At 58.5% G+C, this 17813-nt stretch carries 19 protein-coding genes; 2 read left to right on the top strand and 17 right to left on the bottom strand.

The annotated features are described in order from the left end of the window. Positions 1 to 81: 81 nt before the first annotated feature. From lysS to folP, 9 genes are all read right to left on the bottom strand, one after another. Entirely contained in the window at positions 82 to 1614 is a 1533-nt protein-coding gene (gene lysS, locus HMPREF2554_RS09965) for a lysine--tRNA ligase (protein ID WP_246826076.1), read from the bottom strand. Positions 1615 to 1709: 95 nt separating this feature from the next. Further along, the gene (panC, locus tag HMPREF2554_RS09970) at positions 1710 to 2657 is read right to left on the bottom strand and encodes a pantoate--beta-alanine ligase (protein ID WP_070534761.1); all 948 of its coding nucleotides are present in this window, start codon (positions 2655 to 2657) and stop codon (positions 1710 to 1712) included. Further along, the gene (locus HMPREF2554_RS09975) at positions 2654 to 3610 is read right to left on the bottom strand and encodes a Rossmann-like and DUF2520 domain-containing protein (RefSeq protein ID WP_070555467.1); all 957 of its coding nucleotides are present in this window, start codon (positions 3608 to 3610) and stop codon (positions 2654 to 2656) included. Before HMPREF2554_RS09975 ends, panC begins: the two co-directional genes overlap by 4 nt. Before the next feature lie 89 nt (positions 3611 to 3699). Continuing rightward, positions 3700 to 5412 (bottom strand): PH domain-containing protein, encoded by a 1713-nt coding sequence (locus HMPREF2554_RS09980; RefSeq protein ID WP_070555109.1) that lies wholly within the window; start codon positions 5410 to 5412, stop codon positions 3700 to 3702. Then, entirely contained in the window at positions 5412 to 5987 is a 576-nt protein-coding gene (locus HMPREF2554_RS09985) for a PH domain-containing protein (protein WP_013397976.1), read from the bottom strand. The genes HMPREF2554_RS09980 and HMPREF2554_RS09985 overlap by 1 nt, the downstream gene beginning before the upstream one ends. Before the next feature lie 9 nt (positions 5988 to 5996). Further along, on the bottom strand, positions 5997 to 6530 hold the full coding sequence (locus HMPREF2554_RS09990; protein WP_013397977.1) for a DUF3180 domain-containing protein: 534 nt from the start codon (positions 6528 to 6530) through the stop codon (positions 5997 to 5999). Further along, positions 6527 to 7129 carry a 2-amino-4-hydroxy-6-hydroxymethyldihydropteridine diphosphokinase gene (gene folK, locus HMPREF2554_RS09995; protein WP_070555471.1) on the bottom strand — a complete coding sequence of 201 codons (603 nt, stop codon included), beginning with the start codon at positions 7127 to 7129 and terminating at the stop codon, positions 6527 to 6529. The genes HMPREF2554_RS09990 and folK overlap by 4 nt, the downstream gene beginning before the upstream one ends. A gap of 37 nt (positions 7130 to 7166) precedes the next feature. Next, the gene (gene folB, locus HMPREF2554_RS10000; protein ID WP_037231372.1) at positions 7167 to 7601 is read right to left on the bottom strand and encodes a dihydroneopterin aldolase; all 435 of its coding nucleotides are present in this window, start codon (positions 7599 to 7601) and stop codon (positions 7167 to 7169) included. A gap of 37 nt (positions 7602 to 7638) precedes the next feature. Beyond that, the gene (gene folP, locus HMPREF2554_RS10005) at positions 7639 to 8589 is read right to left on the bottom strand and encodes a dihydropteroate synthase (RefSeq protein WP_013397980.1); all 951 of its coding nucleotides are present in this window, start codon (positions 8587 to 8589) and stop codon (positions 7639 to 7641) included. A gap of 259 nt (positions 8590 to 8848) precedes the next feature. Between folP and HMPREF2554_RS10010 the strand changes: the two genes are divergently transcribed. Continuing rightward, a complete protein-coding gene (locus HMPREF2554_RS10010) occupies positions 8849 to 9052 on the top strand; it encodes a hypothetical protein (RefSeq protein ID WP_013397981.1) in 204 nt (67 codons plus the stop codon). A gap of 38 nt (positions 9053 to 9090) precedes the next feature. Further along, on the top strand, positions 9091 to 9687 hold the full coding sequence (locus HMPREF2554_RS10015) for a GNAT family N-acetyltransferase (protein ID WP_013397982.1): 597 nt from the start codon (positions 9091 to 9093) through the stop codon (positions 9685 to 9687). A gap of 82 nt (positions 9688 to 9769) precedes the next feature. Here the strand turns inward: HMPREF2554_RS10015 and folE are convergent, their stop codons facing one another. From folE to HMPREF2554_RS10055, 8 genes are all read right to left on the bottom strand, one after another. Next, entirely contained in the window at positions 9770 to 10357 is a 588-nt protein-coding gene (folE, locus tag HMPREF2554_RS10020) for a GTP cyclohydrolase I FolE (protein WP_041321610.1), read from the bottom strand. Further along, on the bottom strand, positions 10344 to 12641 hold the full coding sequence (gene ftsH / locus HMPREF2554_RS10025; RefSeq protein ID WP_013397984.1) for an ATP-dependent zinc metalloprotease FtsH: 2298 nt from the start codon (positions 12639 to 12641) through the stop codon (positions 10344 to 10346). The genes folE and ftsH overlap by 14 nt, the downstream gene beginning before the upstream one ends. Before the next feature lie 181 nt (positions 12642 to 12822). Next, on the bottom strand, positions 12823 to 13017 hold the full coding sequence (locus HMPREF2554_RS10030) for a type II toxin-antitoxin system HicB family antitoxin (protein ID WP_370447721.1): 195 nt from the start codon (positions 13015 to 13017) through the stop codon (positions 12823 to 12825). A gap of 189 nt (positions 13018 to 13206) precedes the next feature. Beyond that, on the bottom strand, positions 13207 to 13758 hold the full coding sequence (gene hpt / locus HMPREF2554_RS10035; protein ID WP_004005768.1) for a hypoxanthine phosphoribosyltransferase: 552 nt from the start codon (positions 13756 to 13758) through the stop codon (positions 13207 to 13209). A gap of 177 nt (positions 13759 to 13935) precedes the next feature. Continuing rightward, positions 13936 to 14172 carry a hypothetical protein gene (locus HMPREF2554_RS10040; protein ID WP_013397986.1) on the bottom strand — a complete coding sequence of 79 codons (237 nt, stop codon included), beginning with the start codon at positions 14170 to 14172 and terminating at the stop codon, positions 13936 to 13938. Between the two features lie 141 nt (positions 14173 to 14313). Further along, the gene (tilS, locus tag HMPREF2554_RS10045; RefSeq protein ID WP_013397987.1) at positions 14314 to 15510 is read right to left on the bottom strand and encodes a tRNA lysidine(34) synthetase TilS; all 1197 of its coding nucleotides are present in this window, start codon (positions 15508 to 15510) and stop codon (positions 14314 to 14316) included. Between the two features lie 363 nt (positions 15511 to 15873). Beyond that, a complete protein-coding gene (locus tag HMPREF2554_RS10050) occupies positions 15874 to 17001 on the bottom strand; it encodes a zinc-dependent metalloprotease (RefSeq protein ID WP_013397988.1) in 1128 nt (375 codons plus the stop codon). Positions 17002 to 17162: 161 nt separating this feature from the next. Then, the gene (locus HMPREF2554_RS10055) at positions 17163 to 17795 is read right to left on the bottom strand and encodes a hypothetical protein (RefSeq protein WP_070555111.1); all 633 of its coding nucleotides are present in this window, start codon (positions 17793 to 17795) and stop codon (positions 17163 to 17165) included. Positions 17796 to 17813: the final 18 nt, after the last annotated feature.

Raw genomic sequence — 17813 nt, forward strand, 5'->3', positions numbered from 1 at the left:
GCATACACGTTACGAACGGCATCTACGGTTTAACACGGTTTACAGACCTTTACGAAAGAAAAGCCTCGATCAAGCCCGAAATTACGACTCCGGTTTCATCAGCGGGAACAATATAGTTTCACGAATACCTGGCTGACGCACCACGGTTCCAGGGCGTTCAGGGTCCTGTTCACCCGCCAAAAGCATAATCAGACGGTCAACACCCAGCCCGAGACCGCCCATCGGCGGTGCACCGTGCTCTAGGGCGCGCAAGAAGTCCTCATCAAGTTCCATCGCCTCGTCATCGCCCGCAGCGGCCTTATGGGACTGCTCAGTCAGACGCTCGCGCTGAATCACAGGGTCGATCAGCTCAGAGAACGCGGTACCGCGCTCCATACCGCCAATAATCAGATCCCACGCCTCAATCGTGCGGGAACCATCGCGGTTTGGCCGCGCCAAAGGCTGGGCGCTCGGCGGGTAGTTATACACAAAGGTCGGGTTCAGCAGGGTCGGCTCCACGATTTCGCCGAAAAGCTCAATCACAAGCTTCTCAGCATCCCAGGCGGGATCCACCTCAACCTCATGCTTGGCAGCGATCTCGCGCAGCGTCTCAGCGGGGGTGTCCGGGGTTATCTCAACGCCCACGGCCTCAGACAGTCCGGGGTAGACACTCAGCCACGCCCACTCACCGCCCAGGTCGATCATGCCGTCCTCAGTCTCAATCGCGGTAACCCCGAGCTCCTGTGCGCACGCAACGATAATCTCCTGCATACGCTCGGCCATCACGTACTGATCGGCGTAGGCTTCGTAGCATTCCAGGGTTGTAAATTCGGGACTGTGAGTCGAATCCACGCCCTCGTTGCGGAATACGCGACCAATTTCGTAGACGCGCTCAATACCGCCCACCACGGCACGCTTGAGCGGCAGCTCGGTGGCGATGCGCATCGTCATAGGCTGGTCGAAGGCATTCAGGTGGGTGCGGAACGGGCGAGCCGTCGCGCCGCCGTGCACCAGCTGCAGCACCGGTGTTTCCAGCTCAATATAGCCGTGATCTTCCAGCACGCGGCGCACAGTGCGGGTAATCAGAGCGCGCTTTTTCACCAGGTCACGCGCCTCGGGGCGAACCATTAGGTCCAGGTAGCGGCGGCGCACCCGAGTTTCCTCGTTCAAATCCTTGTGCAGCACGGGCATGGGGCGAATCGACTTCGCGGCCATCCTCCACTCACGCACCATAATCGACAGTTCGCCGCGGCGAGAGACCACCACGCGGCCGGTCACATACACGTGATCGCCCAAATCCACCAGGGATTTCCAGTCGGCAAGCGACTGTTCGCCAACCTCATTGAGCGAGAGCATCGCCTGAATGCGGTCGCCATTCGTACCCGCCTGCAGGGACGCAAAGCAGAGTTTACCGGTATTGCGCACGAACACAACACGACCCGGCACATGCACCACATGGTCGGTTTCGTCCCCGGCGGTGAGCTCTCCGGACTCTAATTTCGGGTCGTATTGAGCGCGAATATCGGCGATATGATCCGGTTCGATGCGCTTACCTTCGGCGTCCAGAAGCCCAACGGGATACGCCTCACCCGCGGTCTCCAAGAACTTAGCGCGCTTCTCCAAGCGAATCTTCATCTGCTCGGACATATCTGCAATGGCCGGTGTGGCGCTCTGCTCGTTGCTCAAAAGGTACCTATCTCGTGTTTTAGGAGGTCAAATGTGACGGTTTGCTACAGCAAATCCATGTTGTCGATCAGGCGTGTGGAACCCACATATGCCGCAACTAGTGCAAGCACCCGCTCGGAATCGGCGGTCGGCGGCTGGAAATTGCTCGGATCCACAAGCTCCAGGTAGTCCAGGCGCACACCCTCGGTTGAGTTAATACGGTCCCGTGCACTCTCTAGATCAATGCTCTCAAACCCGCGGTTCAGCGAGTTTTCGCGCATCAACGCAAGGGTTCGGGAAATCACCAGCGCAGCCTCGCGTTCCTGCTCGCTCAGGAATTCGTTTCGTGATGAGAGAGCCAAGCCGTCGTCGTCACGCACAATAGCGACAGGACGCAGGGTAATGTCGTGGTTAAAGTCGTGAATCATGCGCTGCACGAGCAAAACCTGCTGGGCGTCCTTCTGCCCGAAGTAAGCGTTCACCTCGTGCGAGCCCGCGGCGGGGCGCACAATATTGAAGAGCTTATTCACAACAGTGAGCACGCCGTCGAAGTGGCCGGGGCGGGTGATTCCCTCAAATTTGTTGCCCAGTTCGCCGCTGGAAATGCGAATAAGCGGCTCGCCTTCGGGATACATTTCATCCACGGAGGGCGCGAAGATAATATCAACGCCCGCATCGGCGGCGACCTGCGCATCCGTTTCCAGGGCGCGCGGGTATTTGTCATAGTCTTCGTTGGGGCCGAATTGAAGCGGGTTAACAAAGATCGACGCCACCACAACATCGTTCTGTTCACTCGCGCGGCGCAAAAGCGTGGCGTGCCCTGCATGCAGAGCACCCATCGTAGGCACATACCCGAGCGTAGCGCTGCGGTACTGCACCTCGCCTTCCTGTTCGGCGGCTTCGGCACGGGCGCGCTCATCCAGCCGTTCCTGGGCGGCAGCAAGCGCCTCCGCAATAGCGGAGCGAAGCTCGGTAATAGTCGTGACGATGCGGGGCATCGAGGTCTCAGTCATGACGAGAACTCCTTATCGTCAGGCATCGCACCGGATTGACGCGTGCCCGTGGTGTGGGTTCGCAGGGTAGATTCAATCCGAGCCTTCTGGTCGTCGTTTAATAAGTTTCTATTATGCGCCCTAGATGCGGTTGCGCGCACCATGGCGGCATATGAGTCAGCGATATCCTGTGTATTTTCGTGGTCGGTGTACTCTATCAGCGCATTAAGATGCGCATCCAGGGTACCTGCATCGCCGCGTGCCACGGGACCGGTTAGCGCGCCTTCGCCACTCGCAAGCGCGTTATCGACGGTCGCACGAACCAGCGGACCGAGGTAACGCGCCGGGTCTTCAATACCGATACTAGCAAGCATCTGCTGGGACTGTCCCAAAAGTGTGACGAGATGGTTCGAGGCGTGCGCCAGTGCGGCGTGATAAAGCGCACGATCGGCTTCGGCAACGTGGACGGGCTCACCGCCCATTTCAACGACGAGCGCCTGAGCTATAGGGATAAAAGGCGCGGACCCGGTCACGGCAAAGCTCGTACCGGTGAGTCGTTGTAAATCCAGGGATAAACCGGTGAAAGTCATGGCGGGGTGAATCGCCAAGCCGATAGCACCCAGTGTGGTTGCGGGAGCAAAAATATCGGTGCCGTGCCGCCCGGAGGTGTGCACAAGCAACTGCCCACTGGTTAGAGACCCGGAAGATGCCAAATACTCGATCAGACCAGCCAATTCATCGTCGGGGACAGCCAACAGCAGCAGCTCGCTGCGTTCGGCAATCTGTTCCACCTCAAGGAGCGGTACGCCGGGTAAGAGCACATCCGCCCGTTCTTGAGAAGCTTCAGAAACCGCATGCACACCCACCAGGGAATGCCCGGCAGCGCGCAGGGCGGCACCGAGCACAGCGCCAACTTTACCGGCGCTGATAACGCCGATGCCGAGGCGTGCGGGTTTCAGATGATTCGTGGTCACACTCTTAAGTATATTAGGTACCGCAAAATCCGCGTGTTTTTCAGCGTTCACCAGGTGCGTCGAAGATCATGGCAGGCTTGAGCAAGGAATTATGCCGAAGGCGATGTGTAATAGGCCCGGGTGCCGTCAGTGCGGGCGATGATCTCGGCGGCAATGCGTTCGGCATCGTGCGCCTCTAGGTTCTGGACGGCGGGTTTAACCGGTCCCGGAACGCTGCCCAAATGTATGCACGCGGTTTTGAGGATGCGATTGAGCGGCCCCTGCGACCACTGCACCGCGAGCACCTGCCGTTCGGGGACTATCGAGAGGAACCGCAGCAGGCAGCCACCACGCAGTAGCAGAAGATCCCGGGTGGGGGCGTGTTCCGAATGGTGCGGGTCGGCCTCAGCTTCCACCCGTTCGGCATTCACCCGCGCGAAGCCGTCACGCCGGAAGGTGAGCGGGTTAAGCCAGCGTGTCCGGCGCGGTGCCGTCACTACGCCTAACTCGCGGCTGTCGGCGGGGTTGTACCTTGATGATTCCATGACCGCCTGCACGATTTCGAGGCTGTGCGGTGAAACATTCGGCAGCAGCAGGTGAAGAAGCCGCTGCATTTCGCGGGCGGTGCCCACGGGCAGGGCGGTGTTGCGGGTAAATAAGTCGTCGGATGAACCCTCCGTATTTACCGCCACGCCCGCAATATTGACCACCACCCGGTACCACCCGAAGGGCTTCCACAGCAGGGGCTGTTCAATCTTGAGGGCTTGAATACGCTGCGGGAACAGGGTTTGCGTATGCGTTCCCGTGAATCCGTAGGTGATACGCAGGCTGTCGCCGCTCGCATCCGAAGTATTCTGGCGGATGCGCTCCACCGTGAAATTTGCGCCCTGATCGAAGCTGCTCCACAGCTGCCAGAGAAAACCGAGAATTGGAATCAGGGACGGAAAAATAAACTGCGATATCTGCCCCAGGTCCTTTTGGGGGTTCACCAGCCACCCCACGATCGTACCGCCCACCCAGATAATCGCTACCGGGAGTGCCCACAACAATGCGCTGAGCACGATCGCGGCAAGAACCCGCAGATTGGGGACTTTGAAGAGCAACCGTTCCGGCTTGTGGCCTTCCTCTGCCTGCTGCTCTCCTGCGAGGGTCACTTCGTGATCCTTCTCAGGCGGAACACTCACAGAACCAGCGGATTCTGGCGTATTGGCGGCACGCAGGGTACTCACCCGCTGCAGCAGGCGTTCCTGCAAATCCTGCGCCTTCGCATGCGAGAGGTATTTGATATGCAGGGCTTCTTCGGCGCCGTCCGCAGCCTCAAGCCGAAGCTCGGACAGCCCCAAAATACGGGCGACGAGTGGGCGTGAAATATCGACGCTTTGCACGCTTTCCAGGCGAATCTGCCGCTGTTTCTTGAAAAAAATTCCGCTGTGGCGGTATACCGAATGCGCGCTCACGCTGTAGCGGGTAAACGCCCACGAAAGAACACTTCCGCCAAAAATAAGGACCGCCGCAGCACCGTAGCCATACAGCATTACCGGGTTATGTCCAACGTGGTTCAGCAGATATTCGGGCAGCTGCCGAAGAATATTCCAGTAATCATTCTCGGCATTATTGTTGAAGGAATTCTTAATATAATCCCACGCGAGATAAATAATAAACGCGACGAAAACCCATATGTTCATGATGAACGTGCGCACATCGGTACGCCACCACGTGAGGGTCTCCGCAGCTTCACTCGGGGTTATCTGATGTTCAAGAGTGTTAGAGGACTCGACAGACCGCACTCCCTGGTTATTCGAGTTTTGGGGTTCCTGTGTCATTACAGCGCCGCCATGCGTTCATCGGCGCGGCGTATCAAAAGCTCGCGCAGCTGCTGCCCACGTTCAGCGGGAATACCGTACAGCGTCACCTTAGAAGCGGTCACCCCAGCGGTGCGGATCGTCAGACGCACCAGGTGATGAGCACGTTCCAAAGGACCGGAATCTACATCTACATACTGAATGCGTCCATACGGAATGGACGTCACATGCCGAAACAGCACACCCTGGCGCGCCATCAGATGGTTAGGGCGCAGACTATAACCCAGCGCTCGGGTGCGGCGCGGCAGCAGCGCCATCCACCAGATACCCCACACCACCAGGACAGCGGCGATCGCCCCGGTAAGCACGGGCAGCCACGTGGTTTTGGGCAGGACGCCGGAGGAACGCATCATCTCAAACATCACGGTCAGCGCCGCAAAAACGCCTACCAACGTGGCGAAAAACCCTACGACCTGTATCAGCCGAATCTTGGTATACGAAGGATGCGCGCGCACCCACTCACCCTCGGTCGCGGTCACCGAGCTCTCACCCTCGTGCAAGAAAGAAGCATCCTCAGCATGTGAAAGTTGTGACATACCTACCCTCTATCGACGATCGCTCGTGCGGGAATATCCGTCAGCGGCGAGCTTACCCGAATTCGAGCCGCCCGACGACGAATTACCGTCCGGGTCATCCGGCGGAATACGGCATAGATGCTGCGCCCACAGCCCGCCTGCCAGCAGCAGCACGGCACCGATCAGATTCACCACAGTAGACCAGAAAAACCCAGGAATACCGCGAGCGCTCGCCAACGCCACATCGTAGACGATAAGCCCGAGCATCCAGCCCGCCAGCAGCGCCCCGGTCAAAATTGCACCCTGCGCACACGCCAAAGTACGCGCAGCCATGAGAGAGTTCATGGATTTCGCTTTGCGCCGAGTCTCAACATTGCGAAAACGCGCCACCTGAAACGCAAACCAGAGCGTAATACCCGCTATTACCACGCAAATCAGTGCCACCACAGGCGACATCGCGAGCTCACCGCCGCCTGCGTTCACCACCAGATTATTCAGGATTGTTGCAGCGACAAGCCCCAGCGCCACGGCACACGCAATAACGGATATTCGGATGGGCTTCATACGCCCTCGCTTTCAGCACCACTATCAAATAGGTTCTTGGGCAAATTCATGTCTCGCATAAATCGTACCGCGTTAACCCCCGCGCGTTCATCGGCTGTGCGTACCCTGCGAGCTAAATCGGCGACGAGATGCCGCGTCTGTTCGCCCGTAGCGGCATCACGAGAGGGTATTACCGCTTGCGGGTTTGCCTGTTCCCACGGAACCAGTACGAAAGCACGCTCATGCGCACGCGGATGCGGCAGCGTCAGAACCGGGTCGTCGCTGACGAGGTCGTCATAGGTAATAACGTCAATATCGAGAGTGCGCGGGCCCCATCGCACAAGCCGCACCCGGTGGTGATGCGCCTCCACCTGCTGGCACAGCGCTAACAGCGCGTAGGGGTCAAGACTTGTGTGTACTTCAAGGATGGCGTTGATATAGTCCGGTTGGTTGGCGGGGCCGCCTACCGGTTCCGTCACGTACAGCCCGGAGGCGCGCACTAGCCGCACTGCACCCCCGCTAAGATGCACGAGGTCGGCGGCGGCCTGCTCTAGGGTGGTTTCGCTCTCGCCTAGGTTTGACCCCAGGGCCAGCACCGCCGTATGCGCTAACGCGTCCATGCCGGGCGCGGGGTGCGATTGGTTCGCGTTCGGCACATTACCCACGCGCGCATGCACCCTTTCCGCCCTGAATCTGCGTGCCTTCACGCTCCCGGAATACGGTCACTGCCACGTTCCCGAAGGTCACCTCAATCGGGGCCTTCGGTTTATTGACGGTCACCTCAAGCGCATGCACATACGCGCATTCGTCCAGAATGTTCTGGGCGATCCGCACGGCAAGAGTCTCGATCAAATCGAGGGACTCCCCCACAATATGCGTGCGGATAATCTCGGCAACTTCCGCATAGTTCGTGGTTTGGGCGAGGTCGTCGGTCGCAGCAGCCTGCGTGAAGTCGGTGTATAAAACCGTATCTACCACGAAGGGCTGACCTTCACGTTTCTCAAAATCAAGCGCTCCGTGAAAACCCACGGCGGCAACACCGGTCAGGGTAATGCGGTCGCAGGAGGCGTAGGCGTGCGCTGGGTTCGGCATGGTGTTCCTTAGCTGATGTGAATACTGGTACATAATTTTAGGTCTGTTTGGTGCGGGTAATAGTGCGTAAAGTATTCGCTACGGTCACGGCATCCACCGTGGGGGGCACATTGTGCACGCGGACCCCCCACACTCCCTGGGCCGCCACGAGCGCAGAGAGAGCGGCGGATGCGGCATCACGGTCTTCGGGGGCGCGTGCTGGCGGCATTTGGTCGGGCACGGCGTTCGCGCTCGCGGCGGGATTCTGGGTTTTGGTGCGCGCCGCATCCGCAGCTTTCAGCGCATTCGCCAGAAAACGCTTACGCGAACCGGCGATTAGTACCCGATGCCCCAGCGTGTGCAGCTGCCCAAGGGCGGCGAGCAGCTCCCAATCCTGCATGCCGCCCTTCGCAAACCCCAGCCCGGGGTCAAGGATAATGTTCTCGGCATGAACCCCGGCGGCAACCAGGCGATCACGCAGGGCGGCGAGCTCGTCCAGCACCTCGGCGACGGTGCCGCTCGGGTAGGCGGCGAGCGCATCCATCGTGGTTGAGGTACCGCGCGCGTGCATCAAAATATAGGGTACGCCCAGCTCGGCTACGGTCTGTATCATCTCATCGCTCACGCTCATGCCCGAAACGTCGTTAATGATGTGCGCCCCGGCGGCTACGGCGGCGCGGGCGGTCGCTGCGTTCATGGTGTCTACGCTGATGGTGATACCGGTTTCGGCAAGCCCCTCGATCACGGGCAGAATGCGCCGAAGTTCCTCATCAACACTGATGCGAACCGCACCGGGCCGGGTGGATTCGCCGCCCACATCAATAATGTCTGCACCCTGCGCGATCATGCGCTGCGCGTGGGCGAGAGCGTCGTTCGCGGTGTAGTGTTCGCCGCCGTCGCTGAAGGAATCGGGGGTGACGTTCAGGATTCCCATCACCAGGGTTCGCTCTGCGGCTGCGGCGTCGCAGGGCAGATGTGTGGGGGGCTGCGGGCTCATCATTGCGTGCATGATTTAATCCTAACGGATGCGCGCTTAACCCATTCGTGCCGTGAGCAGGTGGTTTCTGGTACGAGCAGGTCGGAAAATCCTACCTTGTCGGCGAAAAACAACCTTCTCGCAACCGGGTTTAATATTGCATGGTTTATGCGCATTTTTTCATGCAGGGCGTAGCGGGGGTATGCTGGATTTATGACTATAGAGTTCTGTACGGCTACGGTGCCGGGCGGAATGTAACGCATCGTAGAGACTGACGGTTTTGGAGGTTCAGATGAATCTGAAAGTTGGCGCCTGGATTCTTGGCTTTATCGCTCTTGCAGCGTTTATCACGGTTGTTCTGGCGAATGGACTTACCGCCGTGCGCTGGGTCGCGTTCGGTGTCGCAACCTGCGCAGGGTTCCTCTCCCTGGGTATGGTCGTAACCCTAGCCCTCGGCTGGGATGACCCCACGGGAACGAAAACCGAATCTCACTAGTTTGATCTCGTGCAGAGGCGTTCCGCTAGGATTAAACCATGCCGGATGCCCTCACGATTCGACCCGCCACCCCCAACGATGCGCAGTCAATAGCGCGCATCCGTGTTCAGGGGTGGCGGTTTGCATATCAGGGCTTAATATCTCAGGACTACCTCGATTCGCTCAGCGTCGCCGAAGACACCGAGCGGATGCGCGGGTACCTCAGCCAGTTTCCCCGGAACTCGCCACCCAGCAGGTCAGCGTCCGTGCAGGGTTCGGGCGACGGTGAAAAACGGTCGTTTATGCTCGCTGCACGCGGCGATGCGGTGCTGGGGTTCTGCGGTTTCAGCGCCGTACCCGACAAGGCTTACCGCCCCGAAAGGGCTGTTCCGGCCGGGACGATGGTCGGGAGACTCCACTCACTCTATATAGACCCGGATTCTCTCGGGCAGAGTATTGGGCACACCCTCATGAACCATGCGCTCAGCACTTTTGCCGCATGGGGATGTGAGCACGCGACTCTCTGGGTTTTGGAGGGAAATTCCCGCGCCATCAGCTTCTACGAACGGCAAGGCTGGCGGTGTACGGGCGCTACAAAGGTAGACCAGTCCTTTGGACCGTGTCTGGTTGAGCACGAAATGACGGTGCAGCTTTAACGCGAGCAGGTGGTTTTCGACCGAAAAGATAGGATTTTCCTACCTGCTCGGGTCAAAAACCACCTGCTCGCGGAATAAGAAGCTAGTGCTTCGAGAAAATTAGGCTCATCGCCTCGGCACGAGTTGCCGCATTCTTGAGCTGCCCGCGCACCGCACTCGTGACGGTTTTTGCGCCGGGTTTGCGCACACCGCGCATCGACATGCACATATGCTCGGCCTCAATCACAACGATTGCGCCGCGCGGATTCAGGTGCTCCTCCAGCGCCTCCACCACCTGCGTAGTCAGCCGCTCCTGCACCTGGGGGCGGCGCGCATACACCTCAAGCACCCGCGCCAGCTTGCTCAGCCCCGTCACCTTGCCGTCAGCCCCGGGAATATACCCAACATGCGCCACCCCGTGGAAAGGCACCAGGTGATGCTCGCACGTGGAATAGAACGGGATATCCTTCACCAGCACCATCTCGGAATGGGCAATATCGAAGGTCGTGCCCAGCACATCGGCCGGATCAGCGTGCAGACCCGAGAAAAACTCCTCGTAGGCGCGAGCCACTCTCGCCGGGGTGTTCTGTAAACCATCACGGTCAGGGTCTTCACCGATTGCCAACAGGATTTCCCGCACCGCCGCCTCAATGCGCGGCTTATCTACCCCCGAGCCGTTATCCTCGCTCATCCGACCCTCCATAGGGGTTCTGGTTCGGGTTGTTATATGGGTACGGGTTCTGCTGCTGCTCATTCTGCTGACCCGGATACTGCTGCTCAGGATACTGACCGGGGAACTGCCGCTGCTCAGGATATTGCTGTGGAGGCATCGCCACGGTCGGGTCGGTATCCTCAATATCCTGCGTGCCCGGATGCGGCATCTGCTGAGGCTGACCGCCCTGACCGGGCAGGTTCTGGCCCGGCGCCGTGTGCTCGGGCGCAGTCGGCATAGATGCAGTCGTAGGAGCCTTCATCGCCACGGTCGGATCGGAATCGCCCTCCAGACCATTCTTCTCTGCAGCAAGTTCGCTCGGGGCCTTCACCGGCGGAATGTCGGTGCGTTCGCGGCCTTCCTTGGAGTACCAGTGCTCGCGTTCGGGGCGCTTACGAACATCCTTGAAGATCTCAGCGATCTCGTTCTCCAGCAGAGTCTCTTTCTCCAGCAGGGCGAACGCCAAGCGGTCAAGCACATCGCGGTTCTCCACGAGAATCTGGAAAGCCTCATCATGAGCTTCTTCCAGAAGTTTACGCACCTCGATATCGATCTTGTAGGCGGTCTTGTCAGAGTAGTTACGTGCCGCCGAAGGATCGCCGCCCATGAACGGTTCGGTGTCGTCGCTGCCAAGCTTCACCGAACCCAGCAGGGCGCTCATACCGTAGTCGGCTACCATTTTGCGCGCGGTATCGCTCGCCTTCTGAATATCGTTCGCGGCACCCGTAGAGGGATCGTGGAACACGATTTCCTCAGCCGCGCGGCCGCCCATCGCATAGGCCATCTGGTCCAGCAGCTCGTGGCGCGTGGTCGAGTACTTATCGTCCTGCGGCATTACCATCGTGTAACCCAGTGCACGGCCACGCGGCAGAATCGTAATCTTGGTAACCGGCGCGGAGTTGCGCAGGGCGGCAGCCACGAGAGCGTGACCGCCCTCATGGTACGCGGTTACCTTCCGCTCATGCTCACTCATGATGCGCGAAGCACGCTGCGGGCCCGCCATTACACGGTCGATAGCCTCATCGATAGCGCGGTCATCAATCACGTTGCCGTTATCGCGGGCGGTCAGCAGGGCTGCCTCGTTCATCACGTTCGCCAGGTCTGCACCCGTGAAACCGGGGGTACGCTTAGCGACCTGCCCCAAATCGACGCGACGGTCGATCGGCTTACCGGCGGCGTGCACCTCAAGGATGCGCTGGCGACCCTTCATATCGGGCGCATCCACACCGATCTGGCGGTCGAAACGACCCGGACGCAGCAGGGCGGGGTCGAGCACATCCGGGCGGTTGGTTGCAGCAATCACGATCACGTTGGAGTTGCCGTCGAAGCCGTCCATTTCGACAAGCAGCTGGTTAAGGGTCTGCTCGCGCTCGTCGTTACCGCCGCCCATACCGACGCCGCGGCGACGACCGACCGCATCGATCTCGTCCACGAAGACGATCGCGGCGGGGTTAGACTTTGCTTCCTTGAACAGATCACGCACGCGGGATGCGCCCACACCCACGAACATCTCAACAAAGTCAGAACCGGAAATCGAGTAGAAAGGCGCGCCAGCCTCGCCAGCAACAGCTTTCGCAAGCAGGGTCTTACCGGTACCGGGAGGGCCGTACAGCAGCACGCCCTTAGGAATCTTAGCGCCTAGTCGGGTGAACTTTTCGGGCTCTGCAAGGAACTCGCGCACCTCTTCAAGCTCAGCCAGTGCCTCATCAACACCGGCGACATCGGAGAAACGCACGGTCGGGTTGTCTTTGTTGAACTTCTTCGCGCGCGACTTCGCGAAGCTCATGACCGAGGAGTTACCGCCCATGCGGCCCATAAGCAGCCAGAAGATTGCACCAAAAAGAAGCACCGGCAGCAACAGAGAGATCAGGGATCCCAAGAAGCTGTTTTCCACCGGCTGATCGGTGTAGCTCTCCAGCTGGGCACCGTTCATGGCCCGCACGACTTCTTCGGCACGCGGCTGCACATAGTAGAACTTCACGGAGGAACCGTAGTTGTTGCTGCCCTGCTTATAGTCTTCCTTCAGCTGCAGCTCAACACGCTGGTCGCCATCATAGATTTTCGCGCTCTTCACCTGGTGGTCGTTGAGCAGCTGCAAACCAACGTTGGTATCTACCTGGCGTGCGCCCTGCGCAAAAAGCGAGCTCAGCGAGAACGCCACGACAACAATTGCAATAACGATAGCCCACAGCCAGCGACCATTGATCAGCCTGCCTAAAAAGTTATCGGGGCCGTTCGGCGAGTTATTGGATTTTTGCGCCAATGCTTAATTCCTTACGTTTACGACGGCTACACGCCGGGTACGCGCCGCAGCGTGCCGGAGCACTCCGTGACGATAGAAAGATGCAACTTTAAATGTACCCTAACCCCGCCGGATTACGCCTGCATCGGCGGCATTTCACCTCAAGGCTAAAAGGAATCAGTGCGGGTGTGCAGAGGTATGTCTAAGCGGTCGATCCCCAACTCTGTTCCCTGCATACTTCCAAAAAGGTTTGCAGGCTTGCTGTGCCTTCCCGGTGCAGGTCAGCAACGTTATCTGCATAAAAATCTGCGCCACCATTCAAACCAATGAATTCGCCACGTAGCATCTCTGTTTCCGGTTCGTATTGAATGACAGCCTTATGGCCATCAATAATCATCACATTATTCATAGATTTCACTCTGCAGCTCGTCAAGGGAAGCCTTTACCCCTGGCTGCGGATTGGCTAGGGATAGCGCACGGTTTCGAGAAGCTCTGTGTGCAGGCATAAGTGTGCCCGCGCATCCTGATAAAAATTCTGGATGCGTGGGCACCAAAATCTTGCGCGCACGCTGCGCACAACCGAGTTTTAGGAGTATACGTGCGGGTGCAGAGTCGCCACGCAGTCGAGGTTGCGGTACTTCTCAGCGAAATCGAGCCCGTAACCCACCACGAACTCAGGTTCGATATCCCAGCCCACGTATTTGACCTGAACGTCGGTCTTGACGACCTTCGGCTTACGCAGCAGGGTGCATATTTCCACAGATTCCGCGCCGCGCGATTTGAGGTTCTGCTGCAGCCACGCAAGAGTCAGCCCGGAATCAATAATGTCTTCAACGATCAACACATTACGACCGGTCAGATCGGTATCAAGGTCCTTGAGAATACGAACCACACCCGAGGATTTCGTGCCGGATCCGTACGAAGAAACCGCCATCCAGTCCATCGTGTAATGCCCCTTGAGCGCGCGGGACAGGTCTGCCATCACCATAATGGCGCCCTTGAGAACCCCCACGAGGAGCACGTCTTTGCCTTCGTAATCTTCGTCGATGCGCGCCGCCAGCTCGGCAACTTTCGCATTAATCTCTTCCTTGGTGAAGAGTACGTTCTTCAGATCGTCCTGCACGTCTTGAGCCTGCACGGATTCTTCTTTCTCGCCGGGGCGTCTTCACGCCGAACCCGCCCGAACGTTCCGCCGGGTCGGGTATATTTTCTTGGTCCGTTTTAAGTATGACTTAAATTCTGATGCGCGGCTTACGTTTCACGGGTGTCTGCTGAGATGCTGTGGAAGAATGACCCCGAAAACACGAATAAACCGCTACCACGCCGCCTTCGCAGTCTGCTCGGCTAAGTAGGTTGCGGTTTTCAGATCAAGATTCAGCTCTGTGCGGCGCAGCTCGCGAATCAGCTGAACCTCATCTTTCGCAGGGTCAAGACCCGCCTTATCCGCTACGGAACGAGCCCAATCGATGGCGGCTTCCATCGGTTCGTCTTCCTTCGCGAAGAGAACGGAAAGTTCCGCCCTCGGGTTCTTATCGCTGCCAAAAAGTCCCATGCTTTTTCCTTCCGTATACCACCGAATCCTTGTGATATATCGAGACTCAAGGGTTTTCAGTACCTTGCTATCTTAACACGGCACTATAGCCACTTTGAGAGATGCAACACAATAACTGGCTTATGAAGTCGAAGGCTTCTCTTACCGCTGGGAAATAAGTACCAGCGCATCCACGCGGGTGCCGGTGCGGGGGTCTTGTACCCTACGGCGGCGGTAGGCACTCACATGCCCGGGCAGCTGTACCGGCCCGGCGGTGGCGTACTCGGCAACAAACTCATCAAGCGCCTGCAGCCGCTCAAAACCGGGGTTCTCGCCCTGCGCGGCGCGGGTCGCCAGGGCGAGCACGCGCATCCGAAGGGCAGGGTGCAGCGCTGCCGTTTCTGCGCGGTTCAGGGCAATAACTGTGGGAGTAGGTTTCTCTAGCGCGACTTCCGTGGAGTGGTCGCCGGGCACCGCATCAGCCTCGGGAATGTCCGGCAGATGAACCCCGGCGGGCAGCTTCAGGCGGGTGTACTCGGCGGTGGCGAGCGCATCCAAATATTCGGCATCAGGCCCGGCGACTGCGGCGGTTCGCGCCAGAGAGAGTGCCACATCCCCGCCAAGATGCTCTTGCAGGAACGGTAGGATGGTGTGCCGAATGCGCGCGCGCATGAGCGTCTGATCGGTGTTGGTGGGGTCGTTCCAGGGGGTGGCACCTTCGGCTTCGCAGATATTCAGCATGTCGGCGCGGCGCAGCGCGAGGAAGGGTCGCAGGTAGGTGACTCCGTTTTCGATGCGCGCGGGCGGCATTCCGGCGAGGGAGCGTGTGCCCGAGCCGCGCCCAAGCCCCAGGAGCACGGTTTCCGCCTGGTCGTCAAGGGTGTGACCCAGCAGAACAGCCCGTGCGCCGGTATTATGCACCGCACATTCAAAGGCGCTGTAACGGGCGGTTCGCGCCGCCATTTCGGGGCCCATGCTGCCCTGCGGAACCTGCACGCACTCCGTGCGCACGGGGTATAGCCCCAGATTCGTGAGGGTTTCTGCGGTGGACGCGGCAACCTCAGCGGAATCGGCTTGCAATCCGTGATCGACCACGACGGCGCCCACACGCACATCGGAACGACGCGCAAAATGCGCGGCAATGCAGGCGAGCGCGAGCGAATCTGGCCCGCCGCTGCACGCAACCAGCACGAGGGGCTTCTCGGTTTCTGCGCCCTGCTGCGATACGACCGATTCTCGCCGCGCACGCCCGGTTCCCTTGATGGTGCCTTCACCCAGCAGGTTCGTCAGCGCGCGCGCCAGTTCCCGGCGAGCCGTCCCTACCGCCGGATGCAGCCGCCCCTGCCGTCCATGTTGCATGTGTTGTCCTTCTCTGTTGTATATGCCGCTGTGACAAAATCTATTCACAAATTCCTTTGAGCCCCGTGGCAGACGCAGCAACGAATTACGCATTATCAAGCACGCCGGTATATTGAGATATCGCGCGGTTTTGTCACATAAAGTGTCACGTAAAAGGGTTTTACATGACAAAATGTCATGTAAATCTAGAGTTTTGTCACGTAATTTTGTCATATAAACACAAGACTCACAGCGATTAGTCCCGCTTTATACCGGGGATTTACGGGCATATATACCATATAAACACCCCCGTGTTTCGTGACATTTTATGTGACAAAAAATTGTCACGAAACACGCGGTTTTGTCATATAACCCGTTCTGGGATTACGCGGTATTCTCTTCGTCCCTACCACCAGCCACGGCCACCTTGGCGTCCTCGTCCAGCACTCGCTTGATCCAGGCATCCGGGTTGTGAATCTCCCGCTCGGTCGGCAGGTTCTCGGGTCGAGCCCAAACGACGTTGAAGCGTTCCATGCCGACCGCATCCACAACATGCTGCACGAACTTCTGCCCATCGCGGTACTGGGCCATCTTTTTGTTCATGCCCAGCAGACGGTAAATGAGCTTCGTGAGGAACTTCTGGGTTGAGCTGCGGCGGTTGAACCTGCGGCGAATCGTCTTGACGGTCGGCACAATCTGGGCGTCCACGGCATCCATCACCACGTTTGCGTGCCCCTCAAGCAGGCTCATAATAGCTGTCAGCTCGCTCGCAATTTTGCGTGCATTTGCGGTAGCTTCTTTCACAGGATGCGCCCGCCCCTCCCCGGGTTCTTCGGCGCGGGCCTGGGCTGCGGCACGGAAAGCATCTTTGAGGTCGAAGGTGCTGGCGGCGCTATCACCCAGCTCCGTAATCTTGGCGAGAAAATAGTCGCGCAGCCAGGGCGCGGCGGCAAACTGCACCCGATGCGTCTGCTCATGCAGGCACACCCACAGGCGAAAATCTTCGGGTTCAACGTTGAGTTCACGCTCGACGGAGACCACGTTCGGGGCGAGCAGCATCAGACGCCCACCCGGCTGCCCGTACCCGGCCAGCGCCGCATAGGGTTCATATTGCCCAAGCACTTTGGTGGAGAGGAACGAGAGCACGGCACCGACCTCGAAGGCCAACCCTTCTTTGAGTTTGTCCAGGTCAGCATGCGGTTTTTTCTGCTGGATCTTCTCGAATGCGGGCTTGACGAAGGGCACGAGCATGATAGAGAACGCCTGCGCGTTCGCCTTCGCCCAGGTACTCCGATCAACCACCAAAACCTCGGAGTCGCGCAGGTCTTGTGCCGCATCAAGCCCGGTAATGCGGTGCACATGGTCTACGGATTCTTCCGCCGCTTTGCGCAAGGATGCGACCACGCCAGCCATCTCCTGGGGCTTCATGCGCGGCCCGGCGGGCGCCAGGCTGCCCACGATTTTGGCGATGCGCTCAACATTTAGCAGGTTCTGTGTGTTGTTCTCGCTCATATGCACAGTGTATCGAACTGTGCTGAGGTGAAGCCTCATACTCAGGGGGTAAAAGTGGGAGCGGTTTCTTTATTTGGGAGCACTTAAGGTGCTCCCAAATAAAGAAACCACTCCCGGAACACACAGATACACAAGCGGGAGCGGTGCAAGAAATAAGCGAGCTAGGAACGCCTCTCGTCATGATCAAGGGGCATACGATAACGATTACCCGGCAGGAACAGATCCTTAATCGCAGGGTCATCAACATCAGCGCTCTTCTGCATCGTCTCAGCACGCTCCTGCGCAGCCTCACCAAACATCTCACGAGTCATCTGCTTGGTTTGCTCAATCTTGCTGCGTACCTCTGTCCGAGTGAAACCAGGCTTCCAGGGCTTAAACCGTGCCACGTAGGCCAGATAGAAAACTAAGGCACAGGCCCCCACCATTACTGCCTTACCTATATCTTGAGTTACTACCAGTGCCACAACCAAGTACACCGGTGGAGGCACTAAGATTTCGTATGCAGCAAACAGCCTCCCTCCTGGAGAGGGGTGCTGTGCACGCACCACCAACGGACGCTGCACCAATGCGCGTACTAGCGGAAAGATGAGGTAAGAAATCAGTACGGTCTTAGTCGCCTGATACAAAGAGAGGGACAGGGCAGAAAGCCCCAAGGCTGAGACAACAGCCCCAGCACCAAGAATCAACAGAAATACGCAAAATCCTTCGAGCAAACCCCCTATAAAACTACCCATCAACGCAGCGCTCAGCGGTACATACTCTGGATGATCCGGCGTATACTGACTGCTCTCCATATGTATCCCTTCCCACAT

This window comes from Rothia sp. HMSC071F11 (assembly GCF_001809115.1).
In the GTDB taxonomy this organism is placed as follows: domain Bacteria; phylum Actinomycetota; class Actinomycetes; order Actinomycetales; family Micrococcaceae; genus Rothia; species Rothia dentocariosa.